Genomic DNA, 19,053 nt, shown 5'->3' with positions numbered 1-19,053 from the left:
AGGTTGAGGGTTTGAGCGGATAAAACCTTCCGCCTTCTAACCTTCTACCTTAATTCCTTTTCTATCAAATACTGGTTTCTTTCTGGTGCGTTACGGGTTACCAGTTCGGCCACAAAACCTGTCAAGAACATTTGCGAGCCTACAATAATAGCAACCAACGCAATATAAAATAACGGTTGGTCAGTAATTTCTCTTTTGTAAGGAATATGTGCGGCAAGGTGATAGAGTTTTTCACCGATCATCCATAGTGCCATAAAAGTACCAATAAGAAAACTTAAAACTCCCAACGACCCAAAAAAGTGCATTGGGCGCTTGCCGAATTTACCCACAAAGAAAATAGAAAGTAAATCTAAAAAGCCATTGATAAACCTGCTGAAACCAAATTTGGTTGTGCCATATTTACGTGCACGGTGTTCTACCACCTGCTCAGCTATTTTACCAAAGCCGGCCCATTTGGCAATAACGGGGATATAACGGTGCATTTCACCATAAACTTCGATGGTTTTGATTACATCACTCCGATAAGCCTTTAAGCCACAGTTAAAATCGTTTAGTTCGATACCGCTCATTTTACGGGTAGCCGCGTTAAAGAGTTTCGTGGGAATGGTTTTCGTAATCGGATCGTAGCGTTTCTTTTTCCAGCCTGAAATCAGGTCCAGTTTCTCTTCTTTAATACGTCGGTACAACTCCGGTATTTCGTCCGGACTATCCTGCAGGTCTGCATCCATGGTAATCACCACATCACCCTGCGTAGCTTCGAAACCGACATTTAAAGCGGCAGATTTACCGTAATTACGCCTAAATTTAATGCCTTTTATGGCAGGGTTTTGAAGTCTCAAATCTTCAATTACAGCCCAGGATCTATCGGTGCTACCATCATCAACAAGTATAATTTCATAGCTGAAATTATTGGTTATCATCACTTTATCAATCCAGGCCGTTAATTCCGGCAAGGATTCATCTTCATTAAACAAGGGTACTACAATTGATATATCCATTTTTAAGCATAAACCTCACAGGTTTAATTCGTTTTGTATGTTGTTTTCAACAGTCTCATTGAGGGCTACGCCGTTTAGAAACCTGCAAGGTTTGTTAAATTAAAACGTGCAAATTTCATCAAATTAAATGATAAAACCTGCACGTTGAAAATTTTTGATTTGATTATAATTTGATGTCTTTAGCTTTTACTTTTATAATTTTTCCCTGATCGGAAAAAACCAAAACACCATCGTTTTTCGCTTTATATGCGACAAGTTTTTTGAATGCTAAATTGAGGCCCAGACGTATTTTATCCCGCAATTCAACATTGTTCTTATTTTCCATTAGGTAAAAAATTAAATTTCAACCAAGTCTTTTTTTCAAAGATAGTGATTTCATCCGTCAAATTCCCTTCTGCTATGAATTGTAATTCCCTATCTGAACTATTGATTATTAACCAGTAATCAGCAACATTGGCAAACTGCTGTAAATTTTGTATTCCTTTATTATACCTTCTTCTGATTACATCTTCAGGGATATCGTGTCCACCTTCAGACACTCTCATTTTAACCCTTTCAATAGCAAGTTCTACATCATTTAGCCAAAAAAATAAAAGCGTTACCTGATAACCTAAAGCCTTTGCTTTTTTAATTGTATTCAAGTAAGATTTAGTAGTGAGCGTAGTTTCAATAGCAAAATCTACCTCTTGCAATAGCAGCTCATCAATCCGGTTCAGCATAATTTTTCCTGCCTGAATGGCTACGCTTTCAGGCTTAAACGGAGATATTCCACGGGCGATTTCATCGGCATTCACAAATTCCCTACAATCAAGAATTTCAGGGAGGACAGTAAATGATGCCGTTGTTTTACCAGCTCCATTACAACCCGAAATAATATATAAATGATGCATTACCAGTAGCTAGTTAAACTAAAAAGTGCAGATTTCATCAAAATAATGATAAAACCTGCACTTTCAAAATTTTAGAGAAGAAATTAGTCTTCTTTTGGAAACGAGTTAAAGGTAACTGGTTCTTTTCTTTTCAAAATAGCGGCAAGTATGAGCGAAAGCACACCATACAAGGCAAGTGAAACGCCAAAACTGGTAAATATATTTTTAAAGGTAGGCTCGAGTTTTTCCTGCATATTGCCCGCTTTGGCCATCGCTTCATCAATTTGTTCACTGGCCATTCCAAATTTTTCCATCATCGCTCTTTGCGCAGTTTCAATCGCATCTGCAGCCTTCGCCGGAAGATCTGGATCAATAAATTTCATGAGTACTACGTTGTAAAGTGTAGCCGTTAATGCCAAAATTAACGAAACAATCAAAAAAGCTTTGAAAGCTTCTCCAAATGTCCAAAAACCACCAATTTCTTTACGAATGTTAATCCCCACTACTACCAATAAGACGATAAATAAAACAAATATTAATATTTGCGCCATAAAACTGGTGTAAATTAAAACGGGATCGATAAAATGCAGGGTTAATGATAACACGATTGAAACCGCAGCCAACATTAATCCATTTTTTAAAGCTAATTTGGAAATAAGAGCACTCTTGTCCATTTTTTTTAATTTTTTAGTTATTGATTGTTGTGATCAATGTATAAGATGCAGCGTCGAAAGCTTTGTTACGGCTAAACTGAATTAATTCTTTTTCAGTTTCCTTACTGCCTTCAACATCCAGGAAGAAAACCATAAAAGGAACGAACAATTCCTGCATTTCTTCGCTGATATTTAATTTTGCAGCCGTTTTACAGATTTCTTCTACACTGCTTTCGGCCAGTTGCTGGTTGCTGATCAGCTCTTCGTAAATCTCAAACTCATCCTGAAATTCATCGTCTTCTACCAACAAAAATTCTTTCAGGAAATCACCCAGTTCAGGATCCAAATCTTCATCCTTGCACTCTTTAATATATAACAAGAGATTTAAAAGTTCGGTTCCCCTGTCAATGGTTTCCTCTTCAATATTGGCCCATTCATCGCTTTCCAAATAATCATCTTCCAGTTTTTGCACGTCGCTGCTGAAGAAATTTACCATCAGTAAATCGAAAAATACTTCTCTCAGCTCTTCAAATTTTGGATGCGAATCAAAAACAGCATCAAAAGCGGTAGCCTTATCTAAAAAGTTAACATCCAGTTCAAAAGCAGACAATAATTCTGTTTCAAAACCTTCAACATTGATTGCCGAAATCTCAGCATATTTATTAATTGAAGCACTTAATGCTTTTTTTACTCTATTATCCATGATTAAGATTTTAGGATGATAAGATTGTATGACCTGAACAACAAAATTATCATTTCTTGCTTCAGTCTAAGTCCTTATAACCTGTTAATTTATCAATAATTTTTATACTATATCATTTGAGATCATTAAAAACCTTTTGTCCTCAACTTTCTAACCTTTAACCTTAACTCTCCCAGTATTGATCATTGTTACAAACCAGCTTTACTTTACCGGTAAGCTCGCTACCCAACAGCGGACTATTTGCCGATTTGGAATAATTACTGGCTGCATTATATAGCCATTTTTCGCTTGCATTGAAAACCGCGAAGTTAGCTGATGCCCCTTCTTCAATTACCGGAACTGTTAAATTTAACAATTTTCGCGGATTAATGGCTAATTTTTCGGCAATTAAAGCAATATCCAATCCAGCTTTTAACAACAACGGCAACACCGTTTGTAGGGCCACAATGCCGTAATGGGCAATTTCGAACTCTACATTTTTAAATTCTATTTCCTCCGGGCGGTGCTGGGAAGTAATTGCATCAACGGTTCCGTCTTTTAAACCTGCAATTAATGCCTTTACATCAGCTTTTCCACGCAAGGGTGGTTTAACCTTATAATTGCTATCAAAATCGGTTAAAAGTTCTTCTGTAAATACGAGGTGATGTGCCGTTACATCGCATGAAACCTGAACACCATCTTTTTTTGCCTTACGGATTAAAGCAACTGCACCTGCGGTTGAAATATTACTGATATGGATTTTGGTCTCGTTATAGCCTGCTAAAAAAATATCGCGTGCAATGTGCATTTCCTCGGCCAATGCAGGCAAACCTTTCATCCCCAGAAGCACTGAATTTTTACTTTCGTTAATCTGCGATTTACCTGCAATTGATTTATTTTCGGGATAAACCATTAACAATGCATCAAAACCTTTGGCATATTGTAAGGCTCTGCTCATAAAGCCGTCGTCTTGCAGGGCTTTATCGCCATCAGAGAAGGCTACAGCACCCGCCTGTTGCATATCGAAAAGTTCAGCTAATTCTTTTGCCTCCCGGTTTTGGCTGATGGCCCCCACAGGAAGAACGTCAACCAGATTATTTTTGGCCTTATTAACGATATATTCGACCTGAGATTTCGACTGTACAACCGGATTGGTTTGCGGTAACAAGGCCAATCCTGTAAATCCACCGGCTTTCGCCGTTTGTGTTAACGTATCAAGATCTTCCTTCGTTTCAAAACCCGGATCTCCTGCGGCACAATTTAAATCGAAAAACCCTGGTGTTAAAAAAGCACCCTGAGCATCAAAAACGGTTTCATTTTTATCGGCAGATAATTTACCTATGTTCGTGATCTTACCATTTTCTACTCTTACATCGCATTGTTGACTATTGAATTTACTTTGCGGATCGGCAATGGTTACATTTTTAACCAGGAGATTCATATTGTTTTCTTTGTGTTATTAAAAAATCGGATGAGCAAAATTTCTGATGCAATAAAAATCAGCGACAAAATTAGACAAAGTTTCCATAAAGTTTGTCCGATTTTATTGCCACCGGCAATTAATTTAACAGCATCCTTATCGGTATCGAATATTTTCAGGTTACTTTTACCGGCTAATTGCTCCAATTCTGTTTTGCTTAGGTAATGTAAATCAGATTCGGTCCGGCCATTGTTAAAACTATAAACAGCAAGCAGCGAATCAGCAAGTTTCAAGTTATAAAAGCCTGCATTTTTAACCTGATCGGCGATATAGATCAATGTTTTTCCATCTACCTGTCGTATCTCAGGTATGGCTTCAAAATGATCGGCCGTAATTTTTAAACTCTGGTTTTTGCCTATCGCAATTTTTTTACTGGCTAATGTATTATCATTACCAATATGATAATAGAGTGGTATTTCATTCCCCCCACTTAGGGCTAAGCGATAAATTAACGGTACAAAAACCGGATGACGTGCCAGATTTCCGTCATTGGCATTCAAACCGGTGGCCGACAAATAAATCTGCCCATTCCCTAACCCATATTTAGCAAAAAAAATTCTTCTACCCGCCAATGACATGATATCTTCTTTATTGGATGTGTTTTTCTCCACAAAAGAATAATAACGCGAAACCGTTGGTAGATCCAGATTTTTAGGAATTTCTTCAAAAACAGTCTTGAAAATTGGATTTTGAAGATCAATCTGATCAACTCTACTTGGGGTAGTATTTAGCCCCTGAATGGTGGGAAGCGACAATCCACTTAAAAATGAATTATAAGTTTGGATATCGGCATCCAGATCTGGAAAAAGCACAACTGTACCCCCTGCTTTGAGATAGGTTCTTAGCTGTTGTGCCAGTCCGCTGGAAGGATTTTTCAATCCATTCAATACAATTAAGCCATAATTGGTAAAATTGCTATAGTTGATGTTGCTTTCTACATTTTCAGCTAATTTGTAGTATCCGTCAGCTGCAAATAAGGCTTTGATATAATTACCCGCATCAGGCCCGTTAATACTTAAAACCGGAAAACTTCTATCCACTTTAAAGCTGAATGAAAGGGTATCATCAAAGGTTACAGGAAAATCTTTAATACTCACTACACCTTTTTGCCACCCGGCATTAAGTCCAGAGAAATTCAGGGTATCTTTCACTGTTTTACCCGCAGGAATGGTTACAGAACCCAATCCTTTTTGCTGGTTGTTAATGCTTAGTTTTAAGGGAATATTTTTTGCATCTTCTTCCGAATAATTTTTTAGCTGTACTACTAAACGTTCATTTGCACCTGGCTGATGATTTGGTGAAAGTGTCCAAACGCTATCTACCGCAACATTGGCTAAGGTATTGGCATTCAATTTTAAAAATGAATATTGAATATCCGTTTTGGTTTCGAGTTTTTTGGTGAATAGGATATTTTTTTGAAAATCGGAGATTAAGAAGCTGTATTTATTTTCAGCGCCTGATAAAACATTTTCCTGACGGTTTAAAATCTGCTGGAGATTGCGGCTCGCTGCCGAGATTTTCACCTCATCCAGTGCTTTTAAAAATGATTCTTCATTTAACAAACGCTGGTGTTTCCCTTCGAAATCGTTTGTTAATAACTGAAACCGGTCGTTCACTCCGAAACCTTTAACCAGTTCTTTTGCCCTACGTTTTGCCTCGTCCAATAAACTGCCGTCTTTATTAACGGCTTCCATACTGTAAGAGTTATCGATGTAAATACTAACTATATTGTTTAATGCCGTAGCTTTTTGGTTGTGAGCAGGAATGTAAGGCTGGGAAAATGCGAGCACTAAAAAGATGATCGCTAAAATCCGCGATGCAAGAATAAGCAGGTTTTTAAGTTTTTCTCTTGATGAATTTTGCTGCTCTACTTCTTTTAAAAGCTGAACATTAGAGAAATAAACCTTTTTAAATTTCCTGAAATTGAATAAATGAATGATAACCGGAATGGCAACCGATAGTAGTGCAAAAAGAAAGCCCGGATAAAGGAAATTCATTAAAAACCAAAGATAGAAAAAATATGGAATTGGGGATAATATTCCTCCTTAATTATTAAGTTGCGTCATCTCGACTGGAGCACCGCGGAATGGAGAGATCTAGCGAGATAGATTTAGCTTCGCTGAGCACTTCGTGGTTCTCGACTGCGTTGCACTCCGCTCTAAAGGACGGCACTTACGAGAGTTTATGGGATAAACTATCCCTTAAGATGAAGTTTGGTGGAATAAAAATATTCTCAACTTTTCAACCTAATAACTAAACCCGGGAAATTCGATATTTACAATTTTCCATTGGCCATTGCTTAATGCAAAATACAATTTAAAAGGTCCGCTTATAATTTTAGATTGTTTTTGAATCACATCCCGGTAACCTGCAACGCCCTCCACAAAGCCCATGCCTTTAACCTCATCAAATAATTCGAAATTAACATCAATAATATCATAACGCCCCCCAACATATCCGTCTGATTGTCCGAAAATACCTTTCAAACGCCCAATGATCACATCTTTGCCAATAATTTTATTTCCAGGCAGGATAAAAAAATCGTTCAGTTCCATTGTAATCGCCTTTGATTGTTTAAACCATGCGTTCATAAACCTGATGGCACTATTTACGATATCAGCCTGATGGTTAAAAATAGGTGTTTCCTGCATTTCTTTGATGTCTTTCATTGAATGAGGTGTAGCTAACAACTAATATTTCATGCTGAGCCTGTCGAAACCCTTTATTATTGCCCTTCGACAGGCTCAGCGTGAAAGTTTTATAGTATTGATACAGCCTCAAAAACTTTGCGAAGTTAACTATTCTTTAGCCTTTCTCTAATTTCGGCAAGAGAATAATCAATTAACAGTTTGCCATCTCTGAAAACTTCTTTTAATTCACCCTGCGCTTCTTCTTCCCAGGTACACTGATCTTTTAGTTCATACTCTCCCCGGGCATTTTTAAAAATCTGTAATAAACCTTTTGCTGATTTTTTGGTACCATCATCGGTAATGGGATCTTTAAATATTTCACGACCAACACCATCTACTTCGCCATAGGTGGCTTTCATAGCGAAACCAAAAGTATCGCGTGTATTATATTGGTAAGTAAAAGATCCGATGCCAAACACTACATTGGTAGATGCAAAACCTTTGGCTTTTAAACGCTCACAGATCTGTGTAGCCCGCTCAGTGGTAATGCTATCGCCATAAATGGCACCAATTTGAGGCACGAGTTCTTTAAAGCCCTTATCGTTAGTTTTTCCGCCAAAAACATCCCAAAGCAGTTCGATTACACCTTTTTTTTCATTTTCATTTTTGCCGTCGGGATTTCCACAGATAATATCAACAGGATCACCAGAATCAGGCCTGATAACCACCTTACCAGGTCGGGCAACAATATCATCTTTCAATACAGGCAGGTATTCTGTTAACACTTTCCACAAATCCCAGGTATCAGAAACGATGGAAACTATTCCTTTTGGATAAACTTCTAAAATCAACCTTTTAAAAGTTTCGAGTTCTCCGGTATTCGTACCCATACACATTACCGAATGTTCTGTAGCCGCTACAGAGCCGCCGATCAATTCCTGATCCGAATCTGCTTTATAATACTCTTCCAAAAAATCGATCGCCGGAATGGTATCTGTACCTGTAAAACTTAGCAAGTGACCAGCTGCTGAGGTTACTGCCGCTTCTATCCCACCCATACCGCGCATAGAAAAATCGTGACCTTGCCAATCTACAAATTCAGGAACGGATGAAGTTTCTGTTGCATATTGATCTAAAATGCTACGGTATTGTTTGGCAATGGTGGCCGAATTGCATGGTAACCATACCACAGCCGATAGTAAAGTTTCAAAATAATTGGTCAGCCAGAAGAATTCAGGTTTGGTATTGTACATCGTAAACATCGGTACGCGCAAAGGTACTTCAGCCCCTTCCGGAAGTGATTTAAAAACCATAGGAATATAACCCAGATCGTGCAAATCGGCAATGTGCTGCGTGCCTACCAGGTTTTCGCCAAGGTAATTATTGATTCTACGGGCATATTTTTTCAAAATTTCATCTTTCGGTTGTTTAAAGAAATTTCGGTCAAAATCTTCGATAATGTATTTTTTAATAAAATATTGCAAGCCAAAAAGTACAACATGATTTACGTTTTCGAGCCTGCTTTTTCTAGGTGTCCAGTTAGAATAAACCAATGTGGTATTTTCAGGGTACTGTCTTCGGTGGTCAACTTTATAACCATCTGTTAATAATAATGGATTCATGGTTTGATGTATTTTGATCTTATTTATTTCTTCCTTTTTCGTTTGGATACAGGCTTTGTAGTGTATCACTTTGCCAAAATTGTTTAGTTTCGATATCTAAACAGCTTAATTTTCCGGTAAATGCTGCACCGGTATCAATATTCCAAACGCTACAGCCCTGCATGGGCAAATTTGTGTTATAATAAAGCGTTGGCGTATGGCCAATGTAGATTTCGTGATACAACAATAAACGTTTCGGATAAATTGCTGCATCTTTTTTAATCCGGTTATCCATGGCCAGGGCCATTTCCCAAAGCGTTCTGTCCCACGAATAATTTGATGAGTAGCGCTCTTTTTCTGGTCCGTGCATGGAAGAAAAACCTGCATGGATAAAAAGGTTGTTCTGCCCATCTACATGATAATCTTTCATTCGCTTAAAGAAATTTAAGTGTTCTTTCTTCGCGCCATCAGATAAATTACGATAACTATCCATGGTTAATTTACCTCCATGCACAAACCAAACCTCATCTACAATGCCTTTCTCGAGCCAGTCTATACACCAGGCATCATGGTTGCCTTTGATAAAGATGCATTGATGACTTTCGTCCAGGCGGATCAAATGATCAATTACCTGTGCAGATTCACTCCAGCCATCCACATAGTCTCCCAGAAAGATGAGCTTATCTTCTTTTGAAACGCCTGCACGTTCGAATAACTGGATCAGGCCTTTTAATCCGCCATGAATATCCCCTATTACCAATGTCCTGCCCATGTTAAAATGTGATATATTCAGCAGGTACAACAGCTGTAAGCCATACGTTGTTGGCTGATAAATAAAATTTATATCCTGCTTTGTTCATTGCTTTACTGTTAATAATGAGGATAATCGGCCTTCCTCTCCTGCCTCCTACTTTAATGGCGGTTTCTTTATCGGCACTTAAATGCACGTGCTGTCTGCTCATTTTCTGCAATCCCTGCGCTTTAATATCAGGCAGGAATTTTTCAACTGTGCCATGATATAGGTATGATGGCGGTTCCCCCTCATCAAGGTCCAGCTCTATTGAAATGGAATGCCCTTGATTTGCCCTTATTTTGGTTTTATCTGCGTTAAATGCAAACCTTTTTTTATCGTTATGCTCAACAACATATTCAAGCAGTTCAAAATCTAATTTTAAATCATAAAGGTCAAATCTGGCAATCAGTTCATCCACCTCAGCCCAGCCATTTTCATCCAGCTTGAGCTTTATGGTTTCTGGTGAATGCCTCAAAATGTAACTTAACGACTTACTGATGCCTTTTGTTATCTTATTATCCATAACTATTAAGTTATTACCTCCCTAATCTTTGTAGGTATAAATCGTAATTCTTATCATCGAAACAAACGAAGATTACCTTTTCTATTTTTTCTTTTTGAGCAAAATTATTTACCGTTCTAATGGCAATTTCTGCTGCTTTATCTTTCGGGAAATGATAAATCCCGGTGCTGATGTTCGGAAAAGCGATAACCTTTATGTCATTTTCTACTGCAAGCATCAAACTGTTTCGGTAACATGCTGCAAGCAGTTCATTATTTCTTTCACTTTCACCATTCCAAACTGGCCCAACGGTATGGATCACGTATTTTGCAGGTAAATTACCTGCAGTTGTAATTACCGCATTGCCAGTGTCGCACTTCCCTTGTTTATTTCTGATGGCCATACATGCATCTAAAATCGCTTTGCCGCCTTTTCTGTGGATAGCGCCATCAACTCCACCACCACCTAATAACGAACTGTTCGCTGCATTAACAATGGCATCGGCTTCGATTGTTGTTATATCCGCTTTGATTAATTCGATGATCATCGCCTTTTACTTAAAATTCTTCACTTACGTTCTTCAATACAGTATTCATTTTTTCGCAAAGTTTTTCAATTTCAGCTTTCTTTGCAATGGAGTCGATCCAATTTTTAGGGATAGATTTAAAACCATAGATTAAACCGGCTAGGCCACCGGTAATTGCGCCCGTTGTATCGGTATCTTCGCCCAAGTTAACCGCTTTTAGAACAGCATCTTCATAAGATCCGGTTGTTAGGATAGACCACAAACCAGCTTCCAGGCTATGCAAAACATACCCTGAAGAATAAATATCATTTTCACCAACAGTTGAAATATCATCTATTAAAACCCTCTTAAACAAATCAATTTCCTTTTGTTCAAAATCATGATCCGCAATAAAATCTTTAAGCTTGAGCTGCATATTGGTGTAAGCTTCTCGTTTTTCAATTCCTTTTAATAGCTCCAAACCATAAACGATGTAGATAAAGCAGGCAAAAACGGAACGAAAATGCGCATGGGTGATAGATGAAACTTCTTTTACGCATTTAAAAACCATCTTCAGGTCTTTTTCATCATGCAGATAAAACGATAAGGGTAAAATCCGCATTAATGATCCATTTCCATTATCTGTTTCAGTTGCTCCGCCACATAAAACAGGATCGGCCCCATGTTTTATCATATTAATTGCCGCTGTTGTAGCAATTCCGATATCAAAAACTTTTCCATGAGGCGTCCAGATTTCAGCATTATACCATTGGAGAAATTTTTGTGAGATATCATCCAAATTATAACCACCGCAAAGACTTTCGGCAAGGCAAAGCGCAAGCGAGCTATCGTCGCTCCAGGTGCCTGCGGGCTGATGATGCGTACCGAAGCCCATCATATCAACAACTGGGTTTCGTTTTAAATATGCCCTGGTTTTAAATTCCACAGGAACGCCTAAAGCATCGCCAATTACCAGTCCGAACATTGCGCTATGAATAATCATGTCTTTCATCTTTTTCGCTTTATTTACTTTCTACCAAATTTTTAAGCTTTGCCATTACAGCAGCACTAAGTTTATCGAAGGTATCGTACTGATCGATTCCTTTGCGCTTACAAACGATATCGATATTACCCTTTCTCCAAAACCCTTCCTCACAGCAAACCATCAGCTTTCCCGAGTCGGCAAACAGACCTAACTCCATCATCGAAATGGGTGATTTGGAATTTGCTTTAAGGAATAACAAAATCACATCAGCACTTTCCATCGCATCCAGTTCCCAGTTTACCTGCCCGCTGAACCATATATTTTCGATCGACTGTGTCCAGCTGTGATCCCAGAATTTTCTTCGTGGATTGAAAACGACTACATCATCTAAGGCTTCTTCCATCTCTGCCTGATGAATAAATTCTTGTTGCCAATCAACCGAATGTCCCATATCAATGGTTCCGGCAAGAAATACCGACACATCATACGGCGAAATAATCTCTGGAGGTAGTACCGTTCTCATATTATTCTATAAAATATCCATTAATTTTATCTGCGTTACGCCGGCATGATCAACATCTTTGACCGAATCTGTTGTAAAAATCTGCTCAAAGTATGGATCAAACACCTCAAAGCCTTTACTGAATATGCCATGACTGATCGCCAGATATAATTTTCCTGCGTTTTTAGCCTTTAGTGCCTCTGCCAAACCGATAAAGGTCCCACCACCATCACAGATATCGTCTACAATTAAACAATCTGCCCCGGCCAGATCTTCGCTATATACTTTAAAACCAGAAAGTTTTCCGGTTTTTACGTCGCGGCTTTTGGAGCATTCTACTACTTCTGTCCCGCCTAAAAATTCAGAAACTTTATAAATTTTCTTCAAAGCCCCTCCATCAGGGGAAATCAGCTTTACCTCATTCCCAATTTTCCCAATCACCTGTTTTATAAATTCATGATTAGAAATGGTCACACAGTTATTCAGCAATGCCGGAGTCACTTCGCTATGCGGATCGAAAATGGTAACACTTGCCAACGCCATTGCATTAATCAGATCAGCATAAACTTTTACCGATAAAGGCTCTCCGGGAACCATTACCCGATCTTGCCTCGCCGCCGGAAAATATGGAATGAAAAGATTAATTTCCTTTACGCCCATTCTTTTCAAGGCATCAACGGTAATGCAGATCAGACCTAAATCATTAAAGGAATTTATTCGATGTGTGATGGTAACAGGTTTGGTTACATCAAAATTATTTGAAATTTTTACATGTGGCTCCCCACCTGCAAATAAGAAAGATTTGTGCTCGATTAAGTTATTTTCGCCTAGCGGAGTAAAACTTGGATGAAGATTTAACATATATTTGCGTATTATTTACACAAATATAAAAATCATTATTAGAATACAAAAAATAATTTGTGTTTATTTTACGCAAACCTAATATCAAACTGAAAATTTTCTTTTAAAATCTGATTATATTTTGCTTTATCAAAAGTGAAAAGTTTTCCTGGACGTCCACTAGACCCTATTTTGACCACTTTATCGGTTTCCGTAACAATCCCAAAGCTTAATATTTTTTTTCTGAAATTTCTCCTGTCTATATCCCGCTCCAAAATAGAGCAATATAAATTTTCGAGGTCGGAGAACAGAAACTCCTGGTCCAGGAGGTCGAATCCGATAGGCTGATAAGTCAATTTACTTTTTAAACGTTGGTGAGCAAGTTTAATCATTTCATTATGATCATATCCCAATACTGGCAACTGCGCTACATCAAACCATTTGGCATCTTTGGCATCGGTATCAGCCTTGAGTACAAAATTCTTAGGATTTACCAAGGCAAAATAGGCTACAGAAATCACCCTGAAACGTTCGTCGCGCTTAACGTTGTCGCCGAATGTTGCTAATTGCTCCAGATAATTCACTGTTATCCCTGCTTCTTCCCTAAGCTCACGTTCCACTGCATTTATTAAAGGTTCGTCATTCAAAATAAATCCACCGGGCAATACCCACCGGTCGGCGAGTTTACCAAAGCGCTGTTGAACGGCCAACACATAGAGTGTTCCCTTTTCATAGCCGAATACAATGGCATCAACGGCAATTTTAATGTTTTGATCGATCATCCCTTAATTTGTGTAAAAACAACACAAAATTAATGCTTTTCAGGTAAAAGACCGAATGCTATACTTAATTTCTTACCTAAACTTCTTCATTGCCGCCCAAAGTTTATCGTCCATACCATAAACATCGGGACGGTATTCAATCTGATTATTCTGAGACCAGGCTGTAATATAAGTAATCAATAAAGGAACTGGTTTCTTTGGTCCGAACCAGGCAGGTTTTAATTGAAAAGCCTTGGTGGTATCTGCCTTTTGGGCCATACGTTTTTTATACCATTTTATATGCGTACTATCTACTGGTGGCAGATCAACCTCTGCCCTAAGTTTATCATAAGTGTATGGATCTTTCACCAAAAGTTCAGCAAATTCAAGTGGCTTTTCGATGCGTACACAACCATGACTGATGGCCCTGTTGGTTAAGTTAAATCCGTTCTTGTTATTGGTGTCGTGCAGGTAAATACTCGAGCTATTATCGAAGATAAATTTAAACTTTCCCAAGGCATTTCCACCACCAGATCCCTGCTTAAATTTAAAAGGTAATTTATCTCGTGAATACCTGCTCCAGTTGATGGTATCAGGTTCACCAATCAGCCGATCTTTATAGTAAACTTTGATGTTACTGTTCGATAAATAATAAGGGTCTTTTCTTGCCATCCAATAGATCTCACTCTGAGCAATACTTACCGGAATATTCCACACCGGATTGGCCTGAATAGAGTTGATTTTACTGAACAATAATGGTGTCTCATGATTCTTCGGTTTGTCATCTAAATTGCGTGATTTCGAAAAGGCTTTAAGCTTCTCTTCGTAACTATTTTCACGCTTGCCGCCCACACATACTTTCATCGTGATTAAGGTATCTTTTTTATCGAACCAGGTCAACCTAAAATCAGGAATATTTACCTGTACATAGTTGTCTCCTGTCTCCGGCATTTTCCAGCGGAAACGTTCCATATTCAACAATAAAATCCGCTTTTCACTTTGCGAATCTGTATTTAAATAAGCAGCTTGTAAAGCCTTATATTGAGCCGACTTTGGCTGAACGGATTTTAGGGTATCTATAAGGCTTTTGCCCTTTAAAAGATTAATCATACCCAAGCTATCCGGACGCTTCACTTTAATGTAATAACGCGAAAAAATGGTCCGCGGATTTACGACTCCATATTTTAGATAATTGTTATAATTTAGATAAGCATTTGCAGACAGAAGTTCCAGTTTAGCAATTATAGGATAACTTTCCTCTACCTTCTTAAACTTATTGGCCGTTAACACAGTCAATAAACCTTTAATTTCATCTCCCTTAAAGATTTTTGGATTAAAGCCATGTACCGTGCTTTGATCTAAATAACTCACCAGTGAGTCTAACTGGCCATTAATGTAAAATTGTGTAACCAGTTTAGGCTGAGTATTATTATTCTTATAAAACGCTTTTATGGCTTTGGGATTTACGAATTTACCTGAAAGACTGTCCATTGTTTTCACAAAAACACTATCGTAAGCTACAGTATCAAAATCTTTATAGATTTTATTCTTGAAATGTTCAGATAGCACTTGCCCAATCTCAGGCGGGCTTTTAAACCACCCACAAGCAGATATAAATAAAATAAATGGCAGAATAAGAAGGTGAAACTTTTTCAAAAGCGTAAAATTTTAATATAAATTAACGGTTAATGACAATAAAAACAGCATAATGGCAAATTAAGTGCCATTATTTTTTGTTTTCACAAATCAAACACTATATTTGCCAGCGCTTATCAGCTAACGTATTGATACTGGCAGAAATAATTTATGAACTTAACTTTGAACCATCACTTACATTTACACCATCGCCGATAGGCGATATGATATGTTTGTTTTGTACTTCAAAACTTTTTTCCGTAAAATAATTTCTTGTTCACTCTATATTCAATACTTTGAAAACACTTAAAATTGCTATCCAAAAATCGGGTAGGTTAAACGAAAAATCTGTAGAAATACTTAAAAATTGTGGTTTATCTTTCGAAAACTACAAAAGTTCACTCATCTCAACTGTTACCAATTTTCCTTTAGAAATTCTTTTCCTGCGCGATGATGATATTCCGGAATACGTACAGGACGGCATCGCCGATTTAGGTATAGTGGGCGAAAATGTGATTGTAGAAACCAAAGCCGAGGTAGACTATCTTCAAAAATTAGGTTTTGGAAAATGCACCTTAAAAATCGCCGTTCAGGCCACCAGCAACATCCAACAATTGGAAGAGTTAAACGGCAAGGCCATTGCAACTTCTTATCCGGTAATTCTCGAAAAATTTCTACAGGAAAAAGGAATACAATCTGATATCAGAACCATTTCAGGATCGGTAGAAATTGGTCCGGGTTTGGGATTAAGTGACGCCATTTTCGATATCGTTTCAACAGGTGGAACATTAAAAAGTAATGGCTTAAAACCTTTCGCTGATGTCATGCAATCTGAAGCTGTTTTAATCGGAAACAAATCTATCGCCGACAATCCGGAGGTAGCAGAATTATTGCAACGCATCCGCTCTGTACTTAGTGCAAAATCAAACAAATATGTAGTACTGAATGTATCGAAAGATAACCTTCAAAAAGTGGTTGATTTACTGCCCGGCGTAAAAAGTCCTACGGTAGTTCCACTCTTCGAACCTAACTGGGTAGCCGTACATTCGGTAATTGCAGAAGAAGATTTCTGGGATAAAATAAACAGTTTAAAAGCTGCCGGAGCCGAAGGTATTTTAGTGATGCCTATTGAGAAAATAATCAGATAAATTTTTAAAATTTCATATTAACTATTAGTTAATTTAAAAATATAAATCATTGAAAATCTATAATTATACAGATTTATCTAAATCAAAAATTGAAGAACTATGTTCCAGACAGATTGAGGATGATAAGTTGGTGGAAAGTCGTGTTGCCGACATTGTAAAATCAGTAAAAACAGATGGCGACAAAGCCCTTTTTGATTTTGCCAAAACCTTTGATAAGGTGGAACTGGAAAAACTTTTTCTAGATGGAGCGGAGTTAAAAGCTATTGCAGCAACTATCCCTGATGAAGCAAAAAAAGCGATTGATACGGCGTATGAAAACATTAAAAATTTTCACTTGTCTCAGTTAAAAAAAGAAGATAAAGTAGAGACCATGCCAGGCGTAGTTTGCTGGCGCGAAAGCAGGGCAATTGAAAAGGTCGGATTGTATATTCCGGGGGGAACTGCAGTATTACCAAGCACTTTTTTAATGCTGGCAACACCAGCGCTTATTGCAGGCTGTAAAGAAATCATCGTATGCTCTCCACCGCAAAGTGATGGTAAAACAAATTGTTACCTGGCTTACTGCGCAGTGTTATTGGGTATCGAAAAATTATTTCTGATTGGAGGCGCACAGGCTGTAGCAGCTATGGCTTTTGGAACGGAAAGTGTGCCACAGGTATATAAGATCTTCGGCCCCGGCAATCGCTACGTAACCACAGCGAAAACCATGGTTCAAAATAAGGTGGCTATTGACATGCCTGCCGGACCATCGGAGGTACTGGTCATTGCAGATGAGACTGCCAATCCGTCATTTATTGCTGCAGACCTACTTGCACAGGCAGAACATGGAACTGATAGCCAGGCTATTTTGGTATCTACCTCTAATCAAATCATAGCTGAAACATTAAAAGAAATTGAAAGTCAGCTTACTATTCTTCCTAGAAAAGAGATAGCAGCCAAGGCCATTGCTAATTCTTATGCTGTTTTAACTAAAAACCTGGATGAAGCGATGTTATTTTCAAATGAATATGCACCAGAGCACTTAATATTGGCCACGGAAAACTTTGAAAGTATTATCCCCCTGATTGTAAATGCAGGATCTGTTTTTTTAGGCAATCTTACACCAGAAAGTGTGGGCGATTATGCTTCGGGAACCAACCATACCTTACCCACCAGTGGCTTTGCAAAGGCTTATTCAGGCGTATCAACAGATGCGTTTTTGAAAAAAATCACTTTCCAGCACTTATCTCAGGAAGGCTTGAACAATATTGGCAAAACAGTAGAGATCCTTGCAGCAGCAGAGGGTCTAGAAGCGCATAAAAATGCTGTGAGTATACGAATTAAAAATTAGATAAACATCTTCGCAATACGTCATGCTGAATTTATTTCAGCATCTATAACAGTAAAAGACCCTGAAATAAATTCAGGGTGACGAATAAAAATATAATAATGGACATTAACGATTTAGTAAGAGAAAACATAAAAAACCTTCGCCCCTACTCTACCGCAAGGGACGAATTTAAAGGTCAGGCATCTGTTTTTTTAGATGCAAACGAGAACAGTTATGGCTCACCGCTGCCCGCCAATTATAACCGCTATCCAGATCCTTTACAGCTGGACCTGAAAGATGCCATCAGTAAAATAAAGGGCGTGCCAATTGAGAATACTTTTTTAGGAAACGGTAGTGACGAAGCAATAGATTTGTTATTTCGCGCTTTCTGTAATCCCGGAAAAGACAATGTAATTGTGCTGCCTCCAACTTACGGAATGTACGAAGTTTCGGCCAACATAAATGATGTAGAAATACGCAAAGTAAGCCTGCTTCCGGACTTCCAGTTAGACATGGAAAAGATCGCAGAAACGATCGATAAAAACACGAAAATAATTTTCATTTGCTCGCCAAATAATCCAACCGGAAATTCGATAAACCGGGAAGATATTGAAACCATTTTAGCCAACTTTAACGGCATCGTTGTAGTGGATGAAGCGTACATTAATTATGCCCGTCAGAAGACCTTTATTCAGGAGTTAACTGAGTACGCAAACCTTGTGGTTTTGCAAACTTTTTCGAAGGCCTGGGGACTCGCTGCGTTACGTTTAGGCATGGCCTTTTCTTCCACAAAAGTGATTGATGTTTTGAACAAAATTAAGCCACCTTATAACATCAACCAGGCCACCCAGGATTTAGCATTTGAAGCCTTAAAAAACATTGCACAAGTAAACGAATGGATTAAAGAATCTGTTGCAGAAAGAGATCGTTTAAGCAAGGCATTAAGTGCAATAAATATTGTAAAAAAAGTATATCCTTCTGATGCAAATTTTATTCTCACAGAAGTTACAGATGCGCTAAAAATTTATGATACTTTAGTAGAGCAAGGCATCATCGTACGCGACCGTTCTAAAGTAACTTTATGCGAAGGTTGTTTAAGGATCACTGTGGGTACAAAAGAAGAAAACGACAAACTATTAACTGTTCTAGAAAATTTCTAA

General features: G+C 38.1%; 20 protein-coding genes. 3 read left to right on the top strand and 17 right to left on the bottom strand.

Features of this window, described 5'->3' with window-relative positions; genetic code table 11:
• Positions 1-44: 44 nt before the first annotated feature.
• From BM107_RS07790 to BM107_RS07715, 17 genes are all read right to left on the bottom strand, one after another.
• The gene (locus BM107_RS07790) at positions 45-998 is read right to left on the bottom strand and encodes a glycosyltransferase family 2 protein (protein ID WP_090981980.1); all 954 of its coding nucleotides are present in this window, start codon (positions 996-998) and stop codon (positions 45-47) included.
• 163 nt (positions 999-1,161) lie between these two features.
• Positions 1,162-1,323: a hypothetical protein gene (locus BM107_RS24855; RefSeq protein ID WP_166672314.1), complete on the bottom strand. Its 162-nt coding sequence runs from the start codon at positions 1,321-1,323 to the stop codon at positions 1,162-1,164.
• Positions 1,313-1,888, bottom strand: a complete 576-nt coding sequence (locus tag BM107_RS07785) for an ATPase (protein WP_090981978.1) — start codon at positions 1,886-1,888, stop codon at positions 1,313-1,315. The genes BM107_RS24855 and BM107_RS07785 overlap by 11 nt, the downstream gene beginning before the upstream one ends.
• An 83-nt stretch (positions 1,889-1,971) precedes the next feature.
• On the bottom strand, positions 1,972-2,541 hold the full coding sequence (locus BM107_RS07780; protein ID WP_090981976.1) for a DUF4199 domain-containing protein: 570 nt from the start codon (positions 2,539-2,541) through the stop codon (positions 1,972-1,974).
• A 13-nt stretch (positions 2,542-2,554) separates the two neighbouring features.
• A complete protein-coding gene (locus tag BM107_RS07775) occupies positions 2,555-3,223 on the bottom strand; it encodes a hypothetical protein (protein ID WP_090981974.1) in 669 nt (222 codons plus the stop codon).
• A gap of 163 nt (positions 3,224-3,386) precedes the next feature.
• On the bottom strand, positions 3,387-4,643 hold the full coding sequence (locus BM107_RS07770) for a dihydroorotase (protein WP_090981972.1): 1,257 nt from the start codon (positions 4,641-4,643) through the stop codon (positions 3,387-3,389).
• Positions 4,640-6,679, bottom strand: a complete 2,040-nt coding sequence (locus BM107_RS07765; protein ID WP_090981970.1) for a vWA domain-containing protein — start codon at positions 6,677-6,679, stop codon at positions 4,640-4,642. Before BM107_RS07765 ends, BM107_RS07770 begins: the two co-directional genes overlap by 4 nt.
• Positions 6,680-6,928: 249 nt before the next feature.
• Positions 6,929-7,351 (bottom strand): hypothetical protein, encoded by a 423-nt coding sequence (locus BM107_RS07760; RefSeq protein ID WP_090981968.1) that lies wholly within the window; start codon positions 7,349-7,351, stop codon positions 6,929-6,931.
• A gap of 125 nt (positions 7,352-7,476) precedes the next feature.
• Positions 7,477-8,934: a nicotinate phosphoribosyltransferase gene (locus BM107_RS07755; RefSeq protein ID WP_090982352.1), complete on the bottom strand. Its 1,458-nt coding sequence runs from the start codon at positions 8,932-8,934 to the stop codon at positions 7,477-7,479.
• Between the two features lie 19 nt (positions 8,935-8,953).
• Positions 8,954-9,685: a metallophosphoesterase family protein gene (locus tag BM107_RS07750; RefSeq protein WP_090981966.1), complete on the bottom strand. Its 732-nt coding sequence runs from the start codon at positions 9,683-9,685 to the stop codon at positions 8,954-8,956.
• Between the two features lies 1 nt (position 9,686).
• Entirely contained in the window at positions 9,687-10,229 is a 543-nt protein-coding gene (locus BM107_RS07745) for an RNA 2'-phosphotransferase (RefSeq protein ID WP_090981965.1), read from the bottom strand.
• 13 nt (positions 10,230-10,242) lie between these two features.
• Positions 10,243-10,755 (bottom strand): O-acetyl-ADP-ribose deacetylase, encoded by a 513-nt coding sequence (locus tag BM107_RS07740; RefSeq protein ID WP_090981963.1) that lies wholly within the window; start codon positions 10,753-10,755, stop codon positions 10,243-10,245.
• Positions 10,756-10,765: 10 nt separating this feature from the next.
• A complete protein-coding gene (locus BM107_RS07735) occupies positions 10,766-11,725 on the bottom strand; it encodes an ADP-ribosylglycohydrolase family protein (protein WP_090981961.1) in 960 nt (319 codons plus the stop codon).
• Between the two features lie 10 nt (positions 11,726-11,735).
• On the bottom strand, positions 11,736-12,221 hold the full coding sequence (locus BM107_RS07730; protein WP_090981960.1) for a nucleoside 2-deoxyribosyltransferase domain-containing protein: 486 nt from the start codon (positions 12,219-12,221) through the stop codon (positions 11,736-11,738).
• A 6-nt stretch (positions 12,222-12,227) separates the two neighbouring features.
• Positions 12,228-13,061 (bottom strand): ribose-phosphate diphosphokinase, encoded by an 834-nt coding sequence (gene prs / locus BM107_RS07725; protein WP_090981958.1) that lies wholly within the window; start codon positions 13,059-13,061, stop codon positions 12,228-12,230.
• Between the two features lie 68 nt (positions 13,062-13,129).
• The gene (locus BM107_RS07720; protein WP_208864357.1) at positions 13,130-13,822 is read right to left on the bottom strand and encodes an NUDIX hydrolase; all 693 of its coding nucleotides are present in this window, start codon (positions 13,820-13,822) and stop codon (positions 13,130-13,132) included.
• 72 nt (positions 13,823-13,894) lie between these two features.
• Entirely contained in the window at positions 13,895-15,457 is a 1,563-nt protein-coding gene (locus BM107_RS07715; protein WP_090981956.1) for a L,D-transpeptidase family protein, read from the bottom strand.
• A gap of 275 nt (positions 15,458-15,732) precedes the next feature.
• On the opposite strand from BM107_RS07715, the gene hisG reads away from it, so the two are divergent.
• From hisG to hisC, 3 genes are all read left to right on the top strand, one after another.
• On the top strand, positions 15,733-16,584 hold the full coding sequence (gene hisG / locus BM107_RS07710) for an ATP phosphoribosyltransferase (protein WP_090981954.1): 852 nt from the start codon (positions 15,733-15,735) through the stop codon (positions 16,582-16,584).
• A 49-nt stretch (positions 16,585-16,633) separates the two neighbouring features.
• Positions 16,634-17,914, top strand: a complete 1,281-nt coding sequence (gene hisD, locus BM107_RS07705; RefSeq protein WP_090981952.1) for a histidinol dehydrogenase — start codon at positions 16,634-16,636, stop codon at positions 17,912-17,914.
• Between the two features lie 98 nt (positions 17,915-18,012).
• Positions 18,013-19,053 (top strand): histidinol-phosphate transaminase, encoded by a 1,041-nt coding sequence (gene hisC / locus BM107_RS07700; RefSeq protein WP_090981950.1) that lies wholly within the window; start codon positions 18,013-18,015, stop codon positions 19,051-19,053.

Origin of the sequence: Pedobacter suwonensis (assembly GCF_900111825.1) — a bacterium.
Classification (GTDB): Bacteria; Bacteroidota; Bacteroidia; order Sphingobacteriales; family Sphingobacteriaceae; genus Pedobacter; species Pedobacter suwonensis.
The sequence above is the reverse complement of the archived record's forward strand: the minus strand, read 5'-3'. Positions and strand labels throughout refer to the sequence as shown.

What these genes read in the sequence shown, in the direction of transcription:
- BM107_RS07755 (WP_090982352.1), bottom strand. Translation starts at nt 8,934, where the DNA reads ATGAATCCATTATTATTAACAGATGGTTATAAAGTTGACCACCGAAGA.
- BM107_RS07775 (WP_090981974.1), bottom strand. Translation starts at nt 3,223, where the DNA reads ATGGATAATAGAGTAAAAAAAGCATTAAGTGCTTCAATTAATAAATAT.
- BM107_RS07730 (WP_090981960.1), bottom strand. Translation starts at nt 12,221, where the DNA reads ATGAGAACGGTACTACCTCCAGAGATTATTTCGCCGTATGATGTGTCG.
- BM107_RS07720 (WP_208864357.1), bottom strand. Translation starts at nt 13,822, where the DNA reads ATGATCGATCAAAACATTAAAATTGCCGTTGATGCCATTGTATTCGGC.
- BM107_RS24855 (WP_166672314.1), bottom strand. Translation starts at nt 1,323, where the DNA reads ATGGAAAATAAGAACAATGTTGAATTGCGGGATAAAATACGTCTGGGC.
- BM107_RS07770 (WP_090981972.1), bottom strand. Translation starts at nt 4,643, where the DNA reads ATGAATCTCCTGGTTAAAAATGTAACCATTGCCGATCCGCAAAGTAAA.
- hisC (WP_090981950.1), top strand. Translation starts at nt 18,013, where the DNA reads ATGGACATTAACGATTTAGTAAGAGAAAACATAAAAAACCTTCGCCCC.
- BM107_RS07785 (WP_090981978.1), bottom strand. Translation starts at nt 1,888, where the DNA reads ATGCATCATTTATATATTATTTCGGGTTGTAATGGAGCTGGTAAAACA.
- BM107_RS07745 (WP_090981965.1), bottom strand. Translation starts at nt 10,229, where the DNA reads ATGGATAATAAGATAACAAAAGGCATCAGTAAGTCGTTAAGTTACATT.
- BM107_RS07740 (WP_090981963.1), bottom strand. Translation starts at nt 10,755, where the DNA reads ATGATCATCGAATTAATCAAAGCGGATATAACAACAATCGAAGCCGAT.
- BM107_RS07760 (WP_090981968.1), bottom strand. Translation starts at nt 7,351, where the DNA reads ATGAAAGACATCAAAGAAATGCAGGAAACACCTATTTTTAACCATCAG.
- prs (WP_090981958.1), bottom strand. Translation starts at nt 13,061, where the DNA reads ATGTTAAATCTTCATCCAAGTTTTACTCCGCTAGGCGAAAATAACTTA.
- BM107_RS07780 (WP_090981976.1), bottom strand. Translation starts at nt 2,541, where the DNA reads ATGGACAAGAGTGCTCTTATTTCCAAATTAGCTTTAAAAAATGGATTA.
- BM107_RS07735 (WP_090981961.1), bottom strand. Translation starts at nt 11,725, where the DNA reads ATGAAAGACATGATTATTCATAGCGCAATGTTCGGACTGGTAATTGGC.
- BM107_RS07790 (WP_090981980.1), bottom strand. Translation starts at nt 998, where the DNA reads ATGGATATATCAATTGTAGTACCCTTGTTTAATGAAGATGAATCCTTG.
- BM107_RS07750 (WP_090981966.1), bottom strand. Translation starts at nt 9,685, where the DNA reads ATGGGCAGGACATTGGTAATAGGGGATATTCATGGCGGATTAAAAGGC.
- BM107_RS07765 (WP_090981970.1), bottom strand. Translation starts at nt 6,679, where the DNA reads ATGAATTTCCTTTATCCGGGCTTTCTTTTTGCACTACTATCGGTTGCC.